This window comes from Sutterella wadsworthensis (assembly GCF_003315195.1).
GTDB classification, from domain to species: domain Bacteria; phylum Pseudomonadota; class Gammaproteobacteria; order Burkholderiales; family Burkholderiaceae_F; genus Sutterella; species Sutterella wadsworthensis.
Genome location: NZ_QNRV01000027.1, coordinates 21984 through 40264 on the forward strand (window position 1 = coordinate 21984; position 18281 = coordinate 40264).

Annotated in this window: 16 protein-coding genes; 14 read left to right on the forward strand and 2 right to left on the reverse strand. The window is 55.8% G+C overall.

The window, feature by feature from the left end; translation table 11 throughout:
• The first annotated feature begins 9 nt into the window (after positions 1–9).
• The 14 genes from DES29_RS09900 (at position 10) to fhuB (ending at position 17342) form a co-directional block, all read left to right on the forward strand.
• The gene (locus DES29_RS09900; protein WP_021995692.1) at positions 10–1146 is read left to right on the forward strand and encodes a BMP family ABC transporter substrate-binding protein; all 1137 of its coding nucleotides are present in this window, start codon (positions 10–12) and stop codon (positions 1144–1146) included.
• 117 nt (positions 1147–1263) lie between these two features.
• Positions 1264–2415 (forward strand): BMP family ABC transporter substrate-binding protein, encoded by a 1152-nt coding sequence (locus DES29_RS09905; protein ID WP_016474922.1) that lies wholly within the window; start codon positions 1264–1266, stop codon positions 2413–2415.
• A gap of 378 nt (positions 2416–2793) precedes the next feature.
• The gene (locus DES29_RS09910; RefSeq protein ID WP_021995691.1) at positions 2794–4845 is read left to right on the forward strand and encodes a cation:proton antiporter; all 2052 of its coding nucleotides are present in this window, start codon (positions 2794–2796) and stop codon (positions 4843–4845) included.
• Between the two features lie 100 nt (positions 4846–4945).
• The gene (locus DES29_RS09915) at positions 4946–6385 is read left to right on the forward strand and encodes a DNA recombination protein RmuC (RefSeq protein ID WP_046446380.1); all 1440 of its coding nucleotides are present in this window, start codon (positions 4946–4948) and stop codon (positions 6383–6385) included.
• Between the two features lie 84 nt (positions 6386–6469).
• The gene (locus tag DES29_RS09920; RefSeq protein WP_005432004.1) at positions 6470–7126 is read left to right on the forward strand and encodes a site-2 protease family protein; all 657 of its coding nucleotides are present in this window, start codon (positions 6470–6472) and stop codon (positions 7124–7126) included.
• Between the two features lie 24 nt (positions 7127–7150).
• Positions 7151–7723 carry a class I SAM-dependent methyltransferase gene (locus tag DES29_RS09925; RefSeq protein ID WP_021995688.1) on the forward strand — a complete coding sequence of 191 codons (573 nt, stop codon included), beginning with the start codon at positions 7151–7153 and terminating at the stop codon, positions 7721–7723.
• Between the two features lie 229 nt (positions 7724–7952).
• Positions 7953–9128, forward strand: a complete 1176-nt coding sequence (gene bamC, locus DES29_RS09930; RefSeq protein ID WP_016474918.1) for an NlpB/DapX family lipoprotein — start codon at positions 7953–7955, stop codon at positions 9126–9128.
• A gap of 12 nt (positions 9129–9140) precedes the next feature.
• Positions 9141–9458, forward strand: a complete 318-nt coding sequence (locus DES29_RS09935; RefSeq protein ID WP_021995687.1) for a hypothetical protein — start codon at positions 9141–9143, stop codon at positions 9456–9458.
• Positions 9459–9487: 29 nt separating this feature from the next.
• Positions 9488–9991 (forward strand): DUF805 domain-containing protein, encoded by a 504-nt coding sequence (locus DES29_RS09940; RefSeq protein WP_236578896.1) that lies wholly within the window; start codon positions 9488–9490, stop codon positions 9989–9991.
• Between the two features lie 72 nt (positions 9992–10063).
• Positions 10064–10699: an FKBP-type peptidyl-prolyl cis-trans isomerase gene (locus DES29_RS09945; RefSeq protein ID WP_021995685.1), complete on the forward strand. Its 636-nt coding sequence runs from the start codon at positions 10064–10066 to the stop codon at positions 10697–10699.
• A 559-nt stretch (positions 10700–11258) separates the two neighbouring features.
• A complete protein-coding gene (locus DES29_RS09950) occupies positions 11259–13409 on the forward strand; it encodes a TonB-dependent siderophore receptor (RefSeq protein ID WP_113854822.1) in 2151 nt (716 codons plus the stop codon).
• Between the two features lie 122 nt (positions 13410–13531).
• On the forward strand, positions 13532–14335 hold the full coding sequence (locus DES29_RS09955) for an ABC transporter ATP-binding protein (RefSeq protein ID WP_021995683.1): 804 nt from the start codon (positions 13532–13534) through the stop codon (positions 14333–14335).
• Positions 14332–15348 (forward strand): ABC transporter substrate-binding protein, encoded by a 1017-nt coding sequence (locus DES29_RS09960; RefSeq protein ID WP_021995682.1) that lies wholly within the window; start codon positions 14332–14334, stop codon positions 15346–15348. The genes DES29_RS09955 and DES29_RS09960 overlap by 4 nt, the downstream gene beginning before the upstream one ends.
• Complete coding sequence (gene fhuB / locus DES29_RS09965) at positions 15345–17342, forward strand: Fe(3+)-hydroxamate ABC transporter permease FhuB (RefSeq protein WP_113854823.1); 1998 nt, start codon at positions 15345–15347, stop codon at positions 17340–17342. Before DES29_RS09960 ends, fhuB begins: the two co-directional genes overlap by 4 nt.
• Positions 17343–17389: 47 nt before the next feature.
• On the opposite strand, the gene DES29_RS09970 is transcribed toward fhuB, so the two are convergent.
• Both DES29_RS09970 and DES29_RS09975 read right to left on the reverse strand, forming a co-directional pair.
• Positions 17390–17977 (reverse strand): TetR/AcrR family transcriptional regulator, encoded by a 588-nt coding sequence (locus DES29_RS09970; protein WP_005432021.1) that lies wholly within the window; start codon positions 17975–17977, stop codon positions 17390–17392.
• 160 nt (positions 17978–18137) lie between these two features.
• Positions 18138–18281, reverse strand: a 144-nt coding sequence (locus DES29_RS09975; RefSeq protein WP_113854824.1) for an FAD-binding protein, incomplete at its 5' end; no start/stop codon positions are given.

Sequence of the window (18281 nt, forward strand, 5' to 3'; positions counted from 1 at the left end):
TCAACGAAGATGAACAAGCGCTTTGCTTTCAAGCTAGCATTCGCTGGTGCTGCCGCCTTGGCGCTCACGGCCTGCGGTGAGAAGACTGAACCGCCGAAGGCGGCTGAGCCCGCTAAGACCGCTGCTGCTCCAGCAGCTGCGAAGGAGCCTTTGAAAGTCGCTTTCATGTATGTGAGCCCGGCCAATGAAGAAGGCTGGTCTACTCAGCATGACATTGCCCGCCGCGCGGTTGAAGCGAAGTTCGGCGATAAGATCAAGGTGACAACCGTTGAGAATATTCCCGAAAATGCGGATGCCGAGCGCGTGCTGCGTGATTTGGCTCAACAGGGCAATAAGCTCATCTTCGCCACTTCGTTTGGCTACATGAACTCTGTTCTCAAGGTCGCCAAGGAATTCCCGGATGTGAAGTTTGAGCACGCTACGGGCTATAAGACTGCGCCCAACGTGGCCAACTATTCCGCGCGCTTTTATGAAGCCCGCTATCTTGCGGGCAAGCTCGCGGGTGCAACCACCAAGTCCAATATCCTCGGCTATGTTGCCGCGCTGCCGATTCCAGAAGTGCTTCAGGGCATCAATGCCTATACGCTCGGCGCTCAGAGCGTCAATCCCAACATTGAGGTCCGCGTTGTCTGGACCTCCGCTTGGTATGACCCGGGCAAGGAGTCCGATGCTGCCAAGTCGCTGATTGGTCAGGGTGCCGACGTTATTACGCATCACACCAATTCTTCGGCGGTTGCTTCGGCCTGTGAAGAAGCTAAGATCCCGGTGATTTCCTACAACACTTCGATGAAGCGCGCTGCGCCCACGATGCTGATCGGCGGCGTTATTCATATTTGGGATGAGTTCTATGCCGGCCGCATTCAGGCCGTCATGGACGGAACCTGGCAGCCTCAGTCCATCTGGGGCGGTGCGCCTGAACACATGATCGACCTCGTGGACATTAAGGCGACGGATGCCGTCAAGGCCGACATTAAGGCTGCATACGACAAGATGGCAGCCCGCGAGTTCCATCCGTTCACCGGTCCGGTTGTTGACAATACTGGCCGTCAGGTCTTGGCTGAAGGACAGAAGGCTACCGACGCCGATCTGCTCACGATGAGCTGGCTCGCCAAAGGCGTGGCCGGCAAACTTCCGAGCGGAAGCTAATATTCATTGACGTTCATCGTTGGGACCGCATATTGAGATGCAGGTTCGGCTTTTCAGCCGAGTGCTCAGATATCGGTCCCAATTCATTGTTCGAATTTTTGTTTTTGGAGTTCTCCAATGATGCAGAAGCGTACTGCTTTGAAGTTGGTCCTGGCCGGCGCCGCTGCGGCGATGCTCGCGGGCTGCGGCGACAAAACCGAAGCACCCAAAGAGGCTGCCGCACCGGAAAAGACCGCTGCCGCTCCCGCCGATAAAGCTGCAGGCCCCTACAAAGTGGCTTTTGTCTATGTGAGTCCGGCGAGTGAGGAAGGCTGGTCGCGTCAGCACGACCTCGCCCGTATCGCGCTCGAAAAGGTATATGGCGACAAAGTAAAGTTCACGACGGTAGAGAACATTCCCGCCGGAGCTGACAGCGAACGCGTGCTTCGCGACCTCGCGCAGCAGGGCAACAAGCTCATCTTTGCGACCTCGTTCGGCTACATGAACTCGGTTCTCAAGGTCGCCAAGGAGTTTCCGGACGTTAAGTTCGAGCATGCGACGGGTTATAAGACTGCACCCAACGTGGCCAACTATTCGGCCCGCTTTTATGAAGCGCGTTATCTTGCCGGCAAACTAGCTGGTGCGATGACGAAGACGAACGTTTTGGGCTACGTCGCTGCCGTTCCGATTCCTGAAGTCCTCCAAGGCATCAATGCCTATACGCTTGGCGCTCAGAGCGTCAATCCCAATGTTGAAGTTCGCGTAGTCTGGACTTCGGCTTGGTACGATCCGGGCAAGGAATCCGATGCCGCCAAGACGCTCGTCGGTCAGAAGGCCGACGTGCTCACGCATCACACCGATTCGCCGGCCGTTGTGGCTGCCGGTGAAGATATGAAGGTCCCGGTGATCTCCTACAACACGTCTATGAAGCGCATTGCTCCGACAATGCTTTTGGGCGGCGTGGTTCAGAGCTGGGAGGAGTTCTACACCGGCCGAATCAATGCTGCGATGGACGGCACCTGGAAGTCCCAGTCGATCTGGGGCGGCATCCCCGAACACATGGTGAATCTGGTGGACATCCGCTCGGATGCGCCTCAGTCGGTGCAGGACGATATTCAGGCGGCCTACAACAAGATGGCGGCCCGCGAATTTTCACCCTTCACGGGGCCGATCGTGACGAACGAAGGCCAGACCGTGGTTGAGGCCGGCAAGACGGCTCCCGACGATGTGCTCCTCAATATGAACTGGCTCGTCAAAGGGGTCGTGGGTAAAGTTCCGACAATGAATTGATGCGGCAGAGCGAAGGCTTAGTGCTTTCGCGCTGACGTTCAGAAAATTCAACTCCGGCTGGATTCGTTCAGCCGGATTTTTTTACCCGTCCGGCTGCGGAAAGGTCATGGGGAAAAGTCAAAACTTGTGCGTGCGTTTCAGCCGCTCAGTCATCATCGGATGACTTTGCTTTTGGGAATAAGAGGTTATGGGTGCTATACGCCTCGCAGGCGTGAAAAATTGTTCCGAAAGTGTCAGTAATGCTTCGCCAAATGAGGGTCAAAGCGTAAAATTTTTCTGCTTGATGCGTTTCGCCAGCAGGCTGACGGTGTTTCGCAAAAGCTTTGGACCAGCATAAATTTTGACGCGCCGCGCACAACTTAAGAAAAAGGACGGGCCGTGCAGAACTATTCCCTTATCACGAGTCTCGTAACCGGCTTCGGCCTTGCGCTTCCCTTCGGTTATCTCGCCGAACGTTTCCTTCGGTCACCCGCCCTGGTGGGCTACATTCTGGCAGGCGTGGCAGTAGGCATTATTCCGGGACTGCCGCCTGTGAACGAAGCCATGATTGAGCAGCTCGCAGAAATCGGCGTGATGCTGCTGATGTTTGGTGTGGGTCTGCACTTTTCCGTTAGAGATCTTCTGAACGTGCGCACAGCCGTTGTGCCTTGGGCGGCTGTTCAGATGATGGTGACGGCTATTCTGGGCGCCTGCGTCGCCATGGGTTTTTGGCACTGGTCGTTTGGTGCGGCAGTGCTCTTTGGGCTCACCATTTCGTGCGCTTCAACGGTGGTGGTGACGAAGGCTCTGGAACTTCGCCGCATGACCAATGAAATCAATGGTCAGGTGGCCATCGGCTGGCTCGTGATGGAAGACCTCATGAGCGTGGTGCTGCTCGTTTGCCTGCCGCCCTTCGCACAGGCTGTACAGGGGGCGGACGTCTCTTTGAGCGCTGTGGCCTGGAAAGTGGCGACCACGCTGATTTGGGCGGCAGTTTTTGTCGTGCTGATGCTCGTGGCCGGCCGCAAGGTGATGCCTCGCCTTTTGCGGGAAGTGGCGCTGACGGGGTCCAACGAACTCTTCACGCTGTCGGTGCTGGGGTGCGCTATCGTCATTGCTTACGGCGCCGGGGCCATTTTCAATGTGAGTTTCGCTCTGGGGGCGTTCTTTGCCGGCATGGTGATGCAGGAAAGCCGCTATGCACATCGGGCGGCAACAGATTCTCTGCCGCTGCAGGACGCCTTTTCCGTCCTCTTTTTCGTGTCCGTTGGGATGATGCTGGATTGGCACGTGTTCCTGCAGCATCCGATTGAAATCACGTTGGTGGTGCTCATCATCATCATCTGCAAGATGACTTTTGCAACCACTTTCGTCACCATCGCCCGCTGGCCGCTGGAAACGGCTTTTACGGTCGGGGCCTGCAACGGTCAGATTGGTGAGTTCAGCTACATCCTTGCAGCTCAAGGCATTGCCCTTCATCTCGTCGACAGCTCGATGATGAGCATCATTGTGGCAGCCTCGATCATTACGATTGCCTTTAATCCGGTGCTCTTTGAGGCGGCTCCCAAACTGATGCGCATCTTCACGTCGCGCTATGCATGGGCAAGACGTGCGGCTATGCGTCCTGCGCCTTTCTCGCAGCTGCCGGAAAATGCGCCGCGGGAGATTCTGGATGGTCAGATGATTGTTGTCGGCATCCCGGAGGACGGCGCTCAGGCCTTTTTTGATTCACTCCTTAAAGCCAAACGCCGCACGATTGTGATCTGCGGCGGTTCTGCGCCCGTTGATCGTCTGCGGGAGGCCGGCATCGGCGTGCTTTTCGGCTCTCCGTCCGATCCAATGGTTCTCGTTCAGGCGCATGTGCTCAGCGCGGGCGTGCTCGTTATTCCTTCAGGAACCGCGGCAGAAGCGAAGGATGTGGTGGATGCTGCCCGCAAACTCAATAAAACGCTGCCCATCGTGGTGCTCACCAAAACCATTGACGACGGCGTGTTCTTTGATCAGACGGATAAGAACCTGAAGATACTCTGCGAACCGCTGGTCACTTCGCTCACGGTGGCCGCCACCGCTATTGAGGAACTTTTCCAGCGTGAGGAGAGCGAAGCCGAGGAGGAAGCCAACCGCAAGACGGTGCGCGAAATTATCAATGAGGAATACATGCGTACCGTCGCAGCCGTTCGCACTGGGGGCGCATCGGATGCGGCCGAATCTCAGAGCGACAAACTGCAGGCCGCTGCCGTGACAGTGGCTGACGAAGCAATGTCGGAAGCCAAGCGGCAAACCCCGGCCCAAAAAACACTGCGTGAAGCCGCGCGCGGCTGGGGCAGGCGGACTGCATCCGTTTTCTTTTGGAGAAAACGGGGCAGCGATCACTCGGGCGATGCTGAGCCCGCGGATGAGGCAAAGCCTGAAACGACAGAGCAGACAGCGCAAACGCCGCCCAAAGCTTGAGAAAGTCTGCAAAGATCTCATTTGGCTTGGTTTGGGTCTTCAGCCCGCTGAAGGCTGATGGCTCGGTTTTTCTGCTTTTCGTCGTTTGAGTGACTTTTTCATGCCCACGGAACACACGCTTTTGCTCGCACTCTTTGGTCTGCTTGCGCTTACCGTCGGTCTGCTCGCTCTGCTGATTTATCTGGTGCTTTCAGATCGACACCGCCGCGGCGCAGAAGATGACGACCTGTGCGATGCGCTCCTCGAAGGCGTGGCGGGTGCTAAGCGGGAAATTGAAGGGACCGTGGCAAAGACCGATGCCAGACTTTCTGCCGGGCTCTCGAGTTTGATTACCTACTCAACGACCGAACAGAAACGGTCGTCAGAGTCCGTGGAGCGGTTTGCGGCGTCTGCGCGCGGTGATTTGGCGCGCATGAATGAAACTTTGGCCAAAGAATTTCTTTCGCTGCAAAGCATGGTGGACGAGCGTTTTGCCAAGGTGCTCCAGACCAATGCGGGCGCTCAGGAGGCGCTCGGGGCGAAGCTTTCGGCTGCGCTCGCTGAAGTGCGGGGCACGGTGGATGCCTCGCTTGAAAAGGTGCGCGCAGAAAATGCACAGAAGCTCGAGGCCATGCGCGCAACCGTGGAAGAAAAGCTGGACCGAACCCTCTCAGAGCGGCTCTCGGCGAGTTTTCGCATGGTGGATGAAAAGCTCGGTCTTGTACAGTCGGGGCTCGGTGAAATGCGCCGCATGGCTCAGAGCGTTTCGCGCCTGCAAAATGTGCTGGCCAACGTGAAGACGCGAGGCACCTTCGGCGAGGTGCGCCTTGCGGCCATCCTTTCGGAAATCCTGACCCCCGCTCAATACGCTGCTCAGGCGCGGCTCGATCCCAAATCCGCCGAAGCGGTTGACTTTGCTGTGCGACTGCCCGGACGTGCGGATGATGCGCCTTGCTGGCTGCCGATCGATTCCAAATTCCCGTTGGAAGATTGGGAGCTTTTGGAAAATGCCGAGCGCGAAGGGAATGCTTCAGCTGCCGCAGAGGCCCGTAAGGGGCTTGAAAGAGCGGTGCTTAAGCAGGCCAAGTCGATTCGCGAGAAATATGTGCGGCCGCCGGTCACGACAGAATTTGCGGTGATGTTTTTGCCGTCCGAAGGACTTTACGCCGAAGTGCTTCGTACGCCCGGGCTGTTTGAACGTCTGCAGCGGGAATTCCGCATTACGCCCGCAGGCCCCACGGTGATTGCCGCGCTGCTCAACAGTCTCTTAATGGGATTCATGACGCTTGCCATGGAAAAGCGCTCGAGCGAGGTCTGGAAGATCCTCGCGGAAGTGAAGACAGACTTTGCGGTCTTCTCTCGGCAGTTTGAAACGGTTGAAAAGAAGTTCCGCGAAGCACAGAGTTCCCTCGAACAAATGTCGGTTAAAAGCCGCCGTATGGGAGCGCGCATGCAGGCTATTGATGCTTTGGCAGATGGTGAAGCTGCGTCAGCAGGTGTCGTGCCAAAGCTCGATGAAGGGGAGGCGGCCGCGGCGAAATGCGTCAACGATGCGTTTTGATCGCATCAAATTGTTTGATTTGAGAAGCATGTCTGAACACGTGCTCTAAGATGCTGATCTGAAAAATTATTCTCTCAGGACACCATGGATTCGTTTTACCACGCCATTCAGACCATCTGCGTCTACGCAATCCCGCTGATCTTTGCGATCACGCTTCATGAATCTGCTCATGGCTGGGCGGCAGGACGGTTGGGGGATCCGACCGCCACGATGCTCGGCCGCGTGACGATCAATCCGATTCCGCACATTGATCCCATCGGCACCATTGCGGTGCCCGGTGCGCTCCTGCTCATGAGCGCGCTTACAGGGGGCGGCGGACTGCTGTTTGGCTGGGCAAAGCCCGTGCCGATTAATCCGCGGTATTTCCGCAATCCGCTCAAGGCCATGACGATCACGGCAGCGGCCGGACCGCTCTCCAATCTCTTGCAGATGATTTTCTGGGCACTCTTGCTCAAGGCGCTCGCTGCCGTTGGGTTTTACGACAAATTCGTGATTTCTGTTTGTGCCGCGGGCATTTCCGTGAATCTGATGCTGATGGCCTTCAACCTCATCCCGATTCCGCCTTTGGACGGCGGCCGAATTGTGCGGGGGCTGCTGCCCCGTCAGGCAGGAATGGCCTTCGACAAGATTGAACCCTACGGCTTCATGATTCTTCTGGTGCTGATGGTGGGCGGAGGTCTGTCGTTTTTCGTGCGTCCTTTCCTGATGTTCGGCCAATGGATCATTAACCTGGTTTTGTGATTTTTTTGTGGGGGCACGTTGAAAATGACGATCTGTCGCAATCCTAAAAACTGTATGGCGCTGCCGTCGGCATGGGTGCTTCGGTTTATTGATGAACTGCCGCCCCATGCAAAAGTGCTCGATGTGGCCTGCGGAGAGGGGCGGCATACGAGTCTCTGCCTCCTGCGCGGTTTTGACGTCACCGCGGTGGACGCAGATGTTACGCATCTCGAACCGCTCGTCGGCACGCCCGGCCTCACTCTGGAATGCAGAGATTTGGAAGCTGAGCCCTGGCCCTATGCCGAGGAAGCGTTCGACGCCATTATTGTGACCAACTATCTTTATCGGGCGCATTTTTCCCATTACTGGCGCTCGCTCAAGTCGGGCGGCTTATTCCTCATGGAAACCTTCACGACCGTGAATACCGCCATTTGGGGACGCCCGCGCAGTCCTGAGCACGTCCTGCAGCCCGGTGAGCTCCTGCGCCTTGCGCCACAGGAAGCGCGCATTTGCGCCTATGAGGAAGGGCTCAACGCCGACGAGCTTGGACTGGAGCGTATTGTCTGGCTCAAGCCCGGAGATGCTGAAGTGCTGGCCCTGCGGCTCGGCGCGCGGTGAATTGTCTGAAACATTTCGAGAGCATGCCGTTGGCGCTGTCAACTCATTCAAATGCTTGGCAAGCGTTTGCGCGGGCCGGCCTTTGATAGAATCAGCAGATCTTTTTTCAACCCGCAGGCGAAGCCGTCTGATTTCAACACATCAGTAGCTTCCGACGGCGCCCGATTGTGACGGGCGCCTGAGGCAACACCTTGTCGGGTCCGATTCACTTTGCGGAAACATAGAGTAAATGTCCTTGCGCGCGTTTCGACTCGCTGCCGCCTGCGCGGCGATTGCCTCCCTTTCCGGCTGCACCTTTCTCGGAATCGATTTCAATGACGAGAAGGTTCAGTACGAGTCCTCCAACTCGCGCGCGAACCTTGAGGTTCCGCCGGATCTGACGCCGATCCAAAATGACAATCGCTTTGCCGTGCCGTCGCGCAACGGTGTGGTGAGCGCCAATGCCGAAGCTCAGCGTGCTCAGGCTGCGTCAGGTCAGGATCCTTCGGCTGCATCGAGCCGAATTGTGCCGCTGACGGTGTCGGCTAAGGTAATGAAGGACGGTCAGGATCGCTGGCTGCGCGTCAACGCGGCGCCGGAAAAACTCTGGCCGGTCGTGCAGGACTTCTGGCCTTCCGTCGGTCTCGTCGTTCGCGAGCAGAATCCGAAGACGGGCTATATGGAAACGGAATGGGCGGAGAACCGCGCCAAGCTTCCGCAGGACATTATTCGCCGCACGGTCGGCAAGATTATTGACTTTGCATACTCCACGGGTGAGCAGGATCAGTACCGCGTTCGCCTGGAGCGCAACGACGACGATACGACCGATATCTATATCTCGCACCGTTCGATGGTTGAAGTCATGACCGGCCGCGACAATGAGAGCAGCGTCTGGCAGCCTGGTCCTACGGACCCGACGATGGAAGCAGAAATGCTCCAGCGCCTTGCGCTTCGCATTGATGCCGAATTTAATCCCGAGGCCTCCGGTCAAGAGCAGGAAGCTAACGCGCAGCAGATCGCCAAGGATCTGGAAATCAAGCCTGTTGCCCCTAAGGCAGCCATTGAAAACGGCAGCGACGGCAAGGCTGCCGCAGTGGTGCTTGACGAAGGGTTTGATCAGGCTTGGCGCCGCCTCGGTCTGGTGATCGACCGCATGGGCTTTGAGCTCGTCGACCGTGACCGCACGGCTGGCTGGTATCTCGTCCGTTATCTGGATCCTGCCTATGAAGCCAAGGTGAAGGAATCCCGCGGCTTCTTTGCCAATGTCTTCGGTTCTGACGAAGCGATTGAAGCGCCCACCTATCGTCTGCACTTGGGTGATGAAGGCGCCAAGACCCGCCTCACGGTTCAGGATGCCGAGGGCGGCGAAGACAAGACTGGCGTTGCGCCGAACATTCTCAGCCTGTTGGCGGAGCAGCTTCGCTGATTCGGTTTCGAGATGAACTTTTTCATTAAGTGCCTCAATGCCGTCGGTCTCCATACGGAGGCCGAACTGGCTGCGGCACGCCGAAAAAGTGCACTCGAGAGCGGCGCTCAGCCGACAGTGCCGGAGGTTCCGAATTCGCCGGCGGCTCTTGATCATTCGCCCGCCGGCGTGCTTTACCGCCGTACTGCTGAAGATCTTGCAGTGATGCCGGTATCACTGCAGGTACAAGTCAAGGCTCAAACCGTTGTCAAACTCCAAAAGATGGTTGAGCGCTCGCTTCTCACTCAAGAGGAGTTTGAAATTTGGAAGCGCCGCATCATGATGCTTTAACGCATCAGGCGCTTCGGGGAATTGCACTCATGTCGACAGAGTCTATTCAGCCGAATTGCTCGAATAATGCGGCATGGAATGATCCTTCTGCAGGTATGGGGCTGCGCCTCTTGGCATTGCTCGGCAGCGTCGTTCTGACGCTCTTTAATCCGCAGGTGCGGATTGACCGCAGGGGATTCGCAATTGGGCTTGTCGGCTGGCTGCTTGCGGCTGCTGCCGCTTATGCCTTGATGGATCCGATAGCTGACGCGGCATGGATTTCCGACAGTGCGATTTTGGTGATTGCCAAGATCTACGGCTGGGCAGCGGGCCTCTGGAGCATCGGCGTAACCGTGCTTTGTGCAAGAAGAGCGCACGATTTTGGGCTTTCGGGCGCCTGGGCACTGCTGCTCTCTGCAGCCGGGATCAATATCCTCTTTCTGCTTGCATGCCTCTGTCTGCCGGGGCGTCCAGAGGGCCTGGCATGGCCCAGGGCCGATGATGCGGCCGAACTTTTCCACGGCACGCATCAAACGGTCTGCCGAAACGAATAACCACCCCAATGAAGGCAGGTGCGGCAAAATAGCGCACTGCACTAGATATTTTCTATTTGAGAGACAAACGCAATGGCTGATGCAATCCGCAAGGGCATGCTGGTAACGATCTCCCTCGTGATGGCTGATATGACGGGCCGAACGCTTGAAGAGACCCCGCCCGAAGGCATGGTTTATCTTCATGGCGAAGGCGATATTTTTCCGCGTCTGGAAAAAGCGCTCGAAGGGCATTTCGCCGGCGAGGGCTTCACCATTCATCTCGAACCTGAAGAAGCTTTTGGCGAATACGATGCCGATGCGATTCGGTGCATACCCGTGGAGAACTTTGCGCATCCCGAACGTCTGGAAGTGGGAGAGCTCGTGGACGAAGTGCCCGGCGAAGCGCCCGACGGCCGCTCCTGGCGCGTGACGGATATGGCCGACGGCATGGCCGTTCTGGAAGCCAATCATCCGCTCTCCGGCGTCGGACTGCAGTTTGCCGTCAAGGTTTTGGATGTTCATGAACCCTCAGAGGCCGAGCTTGAAAGCATGGAGGACGATGGTTCCGCTTCGCTCGTTCCGCCATTCCTGCGGCTTGCCGACAAGATCGTTTCGGAGGAGGACGATGACGATACGCCTTATGAGGCTGCCGACGGGGAGTCGGCGGACCCCTACAGCGACGGATCGTCCATGGCTAAACTCGCCAAGCCGCCTCGCATCGTGCGTTAAAGCGCCTGAGTTTGCCGCGAGGCGAAGCACTATTGAACAAAAACGAAGGGGCGGTTCCGCAGGTTCTTTTGCAGGACGGAATACGCCCGTCATCTAAGATGCATGGTTAGCCTTCTTCACTGTCATTGGCAGACTGCACGCTTGGGCAGCATTAAAAGCAAAACCTGCTTGAGCGTCATTAGCTTGGGCGCTGCATCTGAAGTCCGGCGCTTGAAATCAGTGAGCGGCTTCCGTTTGCCTCTCGCACGACAGGCCTGCGGGGAGGTATGCAATGCTTTGTGTGTCTCCCGCGGTCCAAGCATGGTTATCCGGAGGACCCAATTAGGCGGCTCTGATGTCTCATAAGCCTATGAGCATGCGGTCGGTTGCCTGATTTGACAAACGATTATGAAGTCCAGAGGCGTCCGTCAGTACGCCGTTTGGGGAGCTTGCCTGTCGAGATTTTGACTAAAAAACAACAAATAAGCCTGCATATCTAAGTATACATTTTAGGTGGTTTTACCAGTACTTATACTGCGAACTATTCTCATTTTTAGTTGCATTTGCAATAAGATTCGCAATGAATACTCGCAAACCACTCTCTTGCATTTCCACAAAGCGCCCCGCACGCAAGCGCTTAGCCATTGCATTGTCTCTGGTGTTTTCCGGCTTGGGGACGCTCTCGCTGTCTCAGACCACAGCTGCCGCAGATGACTATCAAACGATTGACGGCGTCGGCGTGACGGCTCAGGCGCTGAAGATTGATATCTCTACGCAGGAAACGCCGCAGTCCGTATCGGTCATCAGCAGTAAGACGCTTGAAGAAGGGAATATCCGCAAGCTGGATGACTCTATGCGCTATACGCCGGGATTTTTCAGTCAGTACGGCGCGGACTATGACACCGACTGGATGAAAATGCGCGGCTTCAGTGTGACGACCCTCATTGATGGTCATCGTCAGTTCTCCGAAGGCTTCTTCCAGACTTCTGTTGAACCCTTTGGGTTGGAATCCGTTGAAATTATTCAGGGACCGTCTTCCTCCCTTTTTGGTGATTCGCAGCCGGGCGGCGTCGTTAATCTCGTGACCAAGAAACCGACCAAAACGCCGCAGCACAGCGTTTCGATTTCCGGCGGCTCTAACAAGTATGTTCAGGGCGGCTTTGATTTTGCAGATAACGCTACTGAAGACGGGACGAAGCGTTATCGCATCGTAGCGATGGTCAATCGAGAGGATTCGTTCCTTGACGGCGTTGATAAGCACCGCGTCTATCTTGCGCCGAGCTTCACGATTGATGTGAGCGACAGAACCAGTCTGACGTTCTTGGCGAACTACCTGAAGGAGAAGGGCAAGCCCAACAGCGCTTTCTTCCCGACCATGGGTACTCTTCATGCCCGCAATGGTCAATATATTTCTCCGAGTACCAGCTATGCACTTCCCACTGATGATCTGGACAAGGATCAGGTGAATTTCGGCTGGGAACTTTCGCATGAGTTCAACGACAACTTGAAGTACAAGCAGAGCGCGAATTTTTCTTATACGGATATGTATCTGAACGTCGCATCCGTTTATGGTTCGGGGGATTATTTTCCCACTTTGAATCCCCAACCCATGCTGCCGAGGAATGTGCTGATCAACGACGGCATTGAAAAAGCCGTAACTTTCGACAATAACCTGACGTACACGAATACATCAGGGTTATTTGATAATCTGTTCCAATTGGGTTTCGATTATCAATGGTTCAAGAATTCTTGGGGTGCCAACACGCCGTCAGGGCTGAACTGGGGTACTGTTGATCCCTTTAATCCCTCTATCTTTACGCCGGGGGATGCCTCTGCCTATGAGCTTGCAGACTATTGGCGCAATAAGTGGCAGTTCGGCATCTATGGACAGGCTCAAACGATTGTCAACGAATTCCTGCTTTTGAAAGTCGGCGCACGTTGGGATAAGGTCAGCATCGATTCTGGTTCGGATGATTCCCGTATTATCATCACCAAGGATCAGCTTGATGATACGCATTTTTCATGGAATGCCGGGATCATGCTTTTGAATGACTATGGCATCTCGCCGTATGTGAATTATTCAGAAGCATTCTTTGCCAATGCTTCTTTGGCATATGCTGGGTTTGATAATAAATATCTTTACGGACTTACCGAGCCCACGAATACCAAGCAAATCGAGTATGGCCTTAAGTTGACGCCGAATTGGCTTGATGGCTTTGTGAACATTGCGTTCTTCAATCTCAAGCAGGACAACGCCATGACGCCGAGTCTGGTGAACGGAGCACCAGCCTGGACGCCGGTGAGCGTTCAGAAGGCAAACGGTATTGAGGTTCAGGCGCGTGCCTCCGTTTTCAAACATCTGACATTTGACGTGAGCTACACGTATCTGGATAAGACGGATGGTGATGATGAAGTCCGCACTGTCATGACGCCTAAGCACATGGCATCGGGGTGGGTCTCCTACAACTTTGCCGATCTTGGTCTTTCCGGGCTGACGCTGGGTGCTGGGGTTCGGTACATCGGCAGTTCCGTCGGTCATTACGTGAACGAACAAGTGCCTGATGTCACGCTTTGGGATGCTGCTGTGAGTTATGTCTTCGATAAGCACTGGAGAATTCAAGGCACGATCACCAATATCGCTGACAAGGAATATGTTCAGGCTGCCGACTATGGCACTGCTTATTACGGCGAAGGGCGAGTTGCTCGTGCGACTTTGACTTACGCTTGGTAAATCCTTGATTCTCGTTTGAATATTCATTCAAACGATCTATCACATTCAACCGTCCGGCACCGCCTATTCGGCACCGGACGGTTGAACGCATTCACAAGCATCATTTTTCAAACGTCCTCGCCATGTACGAATTAAACGGCATCCGCATGGTTCGCAATGATCGAACGATTCTTTCGATCGACCATCTCGAAATTCCGACGCATGAGCTCACACTCATTTTGGGTCACAACGGTTCGGGGAAATCGACCTTAGCATCGATCATTTCCGGACTGGTTAAGCCCGATGCCGGGACGACGAAACTCGAAGGGGGCGACCTCTTTACGCTTTCAGAACGAGAGCGCGCTCAGAGAGCAGCTTTTTTGCCGCAAAAACTTCCGGCCTCGGAAGGCCTGACTTGCCGTGAACTCGTGCGTCTGGGACGCTTCCCTTGGCGCGGGCTTTTTGGCCGATGGCGCGCTGAAGATGAGGCAGCTGTTGATGAGGCACTCGCAGCTACCGGCACGGCGCACTATGCACAAAGCTATGTCGACGATCTTTCCGGGGGCGAACGGCAGCGCGTGTGGATATCGATGCTTCTCGCACAAGCTTCGCCCGTAATGATTCTCGACGAACCGACTTCCGCGCTGGACGTTCGTCACCAATACGGGACACTGGCGCTTCTGGAGCGCCTTAATCGTGAAACGGGGCGAGGCGTTATTGCGATCATTCACGATATCAATCTGGCACTGCGGTTTGCTACACATATCGTGGCTTTGAAGGAGGGGAAGGTTCTCTTCTCAGGCGGGGCTGAACTCCTTCATAGTGAAGAAAATCTCAGAACACTTTTTGAGGCGCCGGTCAAACTCATGCTGCATCCGGATCCGCCGGCAGCCTATACCGGCGGCAAGAAGCAGCTCCCGCTTGATGTTGCCGTGGTGTGCGAATGAACCTTCATCCTCCATTCTCCATACGCTTAAGCCGCCGAGGAGTGCTGAAGCACTTCGCGGCCGGCTCGCTCGGCGCTGCGTCGCTGCCGAACTTTGCTTCGAATGAAAAGTTGGCTGCAGTCTCGGGCATCACCATTCGCGATGACTTGGGCGAGCACGTCTTTCAAACCATCCCGCAGCGTCCTGCCGTGCTTCAATGGGATCTGTTGGAAAACTTGGTTGGTCTTGGCGTCAAACCTGCGGGCGCCTGCGACATCTCCAGCTGGGACACCTGGGTGCGTGAGCCCGCGCTGCCTGCCGGTATTGAGGATCTCGGTACCCGAGCCGAGCCCAATCTTGAACGCATTGCCAAACTTAAACCCGACGTTATTCTCATCGGTCCCACTCAGCTCGATCTGATGCCGGTGCTTGCCACCATTGCGCCGGTACTGCTCTTTAGCAACTACCGCGCCGATGCGCCTGAAAATGAAGCTGAGACGGCTCTCAAGCAGTTCCGGGAATTAGCAAAACTCTTTCAGCGCGAAGCCGTTGCTGAAGCTGAAATTGCTCGATGGTTTGCGCAAATTGACGCTTATGGCGACGCCATCCGCAAAGCTTTTGGTTTTGCTCCTCAAATTCAAGTTATCCGCTTTTCCAGTCTCACAACGCTTTTTGTTTATACGCCTAACTCTATTGCGGACTGGGTTGTGCGGCGCATGGGAATGGCGCAGCCGCTCACTCGGCCTGCAAGCGCCTATGGCCTCACGCAGGTGAGGATTCGCGACCTCAAAAATTTAACGGATGCCTATGTCATCTACATCCGTCCTTTCGCTCAAGAAGCCAAGGTGATGAATTCCATCCTATGGTGTGCCACACCATTTGCCCGCAAACATCATGTGGCACCTGCGGAACCCTACTGGAGCCATGGCGGAGCGCCCTCGATTCTGACCACTGCAAAACGCGTTACCGAAGCACTTTTGACGCTGGCTCCTTCTTATGCCGGCAGAACGGAGCAGGAGGGAACTTCAAAATGAAGACTTTCTCCATAGGTGCACTCATTGCTGCGGCGGCTGCGCTGGGTCTTTCCATTCTCTGCACCTTTACGTTAGACAATGCGCTTTCCTGGACTGACCGCGTCAATCTCATCTTCGATCCGGCGTCAGCAGAGAGTTTTGACGCATACTACTTTGCTTTTGGAACGCTTCCGCGATTTGCCGCTGCGGCCATTGGCGGCGCACTGCTCGGTTTGGTGGGGAGCCTCCTGCAGCAGCTCACTCAAAATCCCATGACTTCTCCCTTGACGCTGGGTACGTCATCGGGCGGCTGGCTTGCAGTTGTATTGATTTCCGCCTTCTTTCCCGCGGCGGCCGGCGCATGGCTTTCATTGGGGGCTTTTGCTGGAGCGCTCGCCGCCTTCGGACTCATCCTGCTTATTGCCGGTCCGCGCGGCATGACGGGGGTCGCGCTGATTATCGCCGGCATGGTTGTGAACCTTCTTTTTGGGGCCATTGCGACGGCGGTTGTGCTGCTGCGTGCTCAGTTTGTTGAAAATGTCTTCCTCTGGGGGGCTGGCGACCTCGCGCAAAACGGCTGGGGCGGCATCACTGCGCTTTTGCCGCAGACGGTTCCGGCGGTGATTCTTTTATTGATTTTTGCGCCGCGCGCACTCGCGCTCATTTCGCTCGGAGATGAAGGTGCTCGGGCTCGAGGCTTGCCCATCGTGCCCGTCTTCGGTGTGTTGGCGGCACTGGGCATCTGGCTCTCATCGGCCTTTATTGCAGCGGCCGGGGTTATCAATTTCACAGGACTCATTGCGCCCAACATCGCGAGAAGAGTCGGGTTCGTCAATCCGCGCACTCAGCTCTTTGCAAGCATGCTGATTGGGGCGGCACTCCTCTGCGCCACCGACGCAGCGGCTCAGGGACTCACCTCGCTTACCGGCAACATCGTGCCCACCGGCGTCGTGTCAGCCATTATCGGAACACCGATCTTCATCTGGATTGCCCGGAAAAGCCTCTCTGCGCTCGCGCGCGGCGGTGCGCAGCCCGGTCAGGTATCCGGCATGGTGCAGTCGTCGCTTAAGAAGCTCTCCATTCCTGGGCTCATCATGCTTGCCGCAGCAATGCTGCTTCTCATCGTCCTCAACTTTACGTTCATTAATCGAGAGGGCATATGGACATTTGCACTGGCAGATAAGTTTGAACTGCTCCTGCGTATTCCTCGGTTTATTACTGCCGTTGCAGCCGGTGCCGGCTTAGCGGCCGCGGGCGTTATTTTGCAGCGTCTGATTCGCAATCCGCTCGCCAGTCCGGACATTCTTGGCGTGTCGTCCGGCGCAGCTTTCGCGATGGTCGTGAGTGCACTTTATTTTGGCGGCGCCGTGGGATCTCTGGGGTCGCTGACGGCTGCCGGGGGCAGCTTTGCGGTGCTCTTGGTGCTGCTTGGCCTCTCAAAATCGTCTCGTTTTTCGCCTGACGTCGTCGTCCTGATGGGTATTGCAATCTCGGCTTTTCTGGATTCCGCCGTCACACTCGCCCTTTCGCGCGGAACCATGGAAAACTACTTTATTCTCCAGTGGCTTTCAGGCTCAACCTACCGCACCACCCCTCTTGCGGCCGCAATGCTCTTGGGGGCCGTTCTCGTGCTTATCAGCATTGCTTTTGCCGCTTCGAGAAGCATGACGCTGCTCTCCATCAGCCGAGACTTTGCGCAGTCCCGCGGGCTGTCGCTCACGCGTTCTGCGCTGGGGCTGCTCACGCTTTGTGCGCTCCTTTGTGCCTCAGCTACTGCTGCCATGGGGCCTGTAGCCTTTGTGGGACTTGTAGCGCCGCACATGGCCGTCATGATTGGTGCACGAACGGTAAAAACGGAACTCTGCACGGCAGCGCTTTTAGGGGCTGCACTCGTTTCCTGGGCTGATTGGCTCGGTCAGGTGCTGATTGCTCCCGCACAGATCCCAGCAGGTACGTTGGCGTCGATTATCGGCGCAGGGTACTTCCTTATTCTTTTGGTTGTGTCACGACGGTGAAGAAAAAGGCGCTGCTCATACAGCTTGCTGAAAAATACCCATTCCAATCAATGTTTGGTTTGAGCGGCTGCGTGGTTGTGAACGAGATTTTCGAGTATGAAATGCCAGGCCTGAATTTTCAGCTTAGGTGAAACGAGATCAACTTCGAATTTATGCGAATAAAAGAATCCCTCGATAGCCATGATGGCCACGAGCGCTGGTGTTCGAACATCTTCGGGTAAGGCCGCAATTCGAGCATGCAGTCTCTCGTACCAGAGTTTTACAGGACGCATGAGTTCTTCGTCGTGCACGAAATTGGAATGGATAGCGAGCCCGACTGTTGACCAGCCGTGGTTGTCATGATCAAAGCTGCGGAACCATTCGATGAAGCCCGGAACGAGCGTTTCCTCGGGAGGTCCGTCAAAAAGCGCTTCGTGCCGAGCGAGTTCTGAGGAAAGGTGTGCCGCGTACTCTTCGACCAGCGCTGCTTGCAGTGCCCGCTTGCTCTTGAAGTGGTACATGCAGGCGCCTTTGCTGATGCCGGCTTTAGTTGCCGCACGCTCCATTGTGAGCGCACCAATACCTTCCTCAATGATGATGGCTTTCGCTGCATCGAGGATGGACTGTCTGGTTTTTATTGCTTTGTCACTGGCCATTTGGGGAAGAAAGCACAGAGGGGAATCCATAGAATGAGCCATTGTAGGACTGTCGAGTGTATCGGATAACGCTGACGGCCCGCGACTTAGTAAAGGTCGCAGGCCGTCGTGAACGGAGTGATTTTTATCTGCATCGATAGAATCGATGCAGATTGGGACATTACTTCGCAGCTTCAGCTGCAGCCTTGCCGGCGATTCGGCCGAACACAATGATGTCCGTGTAGGCATTGCCGCCCAGACGGTTTGTGCCGTGCGTGACGCCCGTCACTTCACCCGCAGCCCAGAGCCCCGGGATCACCTTGCC

Bases quoted from the DNA above. Each gene is read 5' to 3' on its own strand.
- DES29_RS09940 (WP_236578896.1), top strand. From the start codon at position 9,488: ATGTCGACAGAGTCTATTCAGCCGAATTGCTCGAATAATGCGGCATGG.
- DES29_RS09900 (WP_021995692.1), top strand. From the start codon at position 10: ATGAACAAGCGCTTTGCTTTCAAGCTAGCATTCGCTGGTGCTGCCGCC.
- DES29_RS09920 (WP_005432004.1), top strand. From the start codon at position 6,470: ATGGATTCGTTTTACCACGCCATTCAGACCATCTGCGTCTACGCAATC.
- DES29_RS09915 (WP_046446380.1), top strand. From the start codon at position 4,946: ATGCCCACGGAACACACGCTTTTGCTCGCACTCTTTGGTCTGCTTGCG.
- DES29_RS09960 (WP_021995682.1), top strand. From the start codon at position 14,332: ATGAACCTTCATCCTCCATTCTCCATACGCTTAAGCCGCCGAGGAGTG.
- DES29_RS09970 (WP_005432021.1), bottom strand. From the start codon at position 17,977: ATGGCCAGTGACAAAGCAATAAAAACCAGACAGTCCATCCTCGATGCA.
- DES29_RS09905 (WP_016474922.1), top strand. From the start codon at position 1,264: ATGATGCAGAAGCGTACTGCTTTGAAGTTGGTCCTGGCCGGCGCCGCT.
- DES29_RS09950 (WP_113854822.1), top strand. From the start codon at position 11,259: ATGAATACTCGCAAACCACTCTCTTGCATTTCCACAAAGCGCCCCGCA.
- DES29_RS09955 (WP_021995683.1), top strand. From the start codon at position 13,532: ATGTACGAATTAAACGGCATCCGCATGGTTCGCAATGATCGAACGATT.
- bamC (WP_016474918.1), top strand. From the start codon at position 7,953: ATGTCCTTGCGCGCGTTTCGACTCGCTGCCGCCTGCGCGGCGATTGCC.
- fhuB (WP_113854823.1), top strand. From the start codon at position 15,345: ATGAAGACTTTCTCCATAGGTGCACTCATTGCTGCGGCGGCTGCGCTG.
- DES29_RS09945 (WP_021995685.1), top strand. From the start codon at position 10,064: ATGGCTGATGCAATCCGCAAGGGCATGCTGGTAACGATCTCCCTCGTG.
- DES29_RS09925 (WP_021995688.1), top strand. From the start codon at position 7,151: ATGACGATCTGTCGCAATCCTAAAAACTGTATGGCGCTGCCGTCGGCA.
- DES29_RS09935 (WP_021995687.1), top strand. From the start codon at position 9,141: ATGAACTTTTTCATTAAGTGCCTCAATGCCGTCGGTCTCCATACGGAG.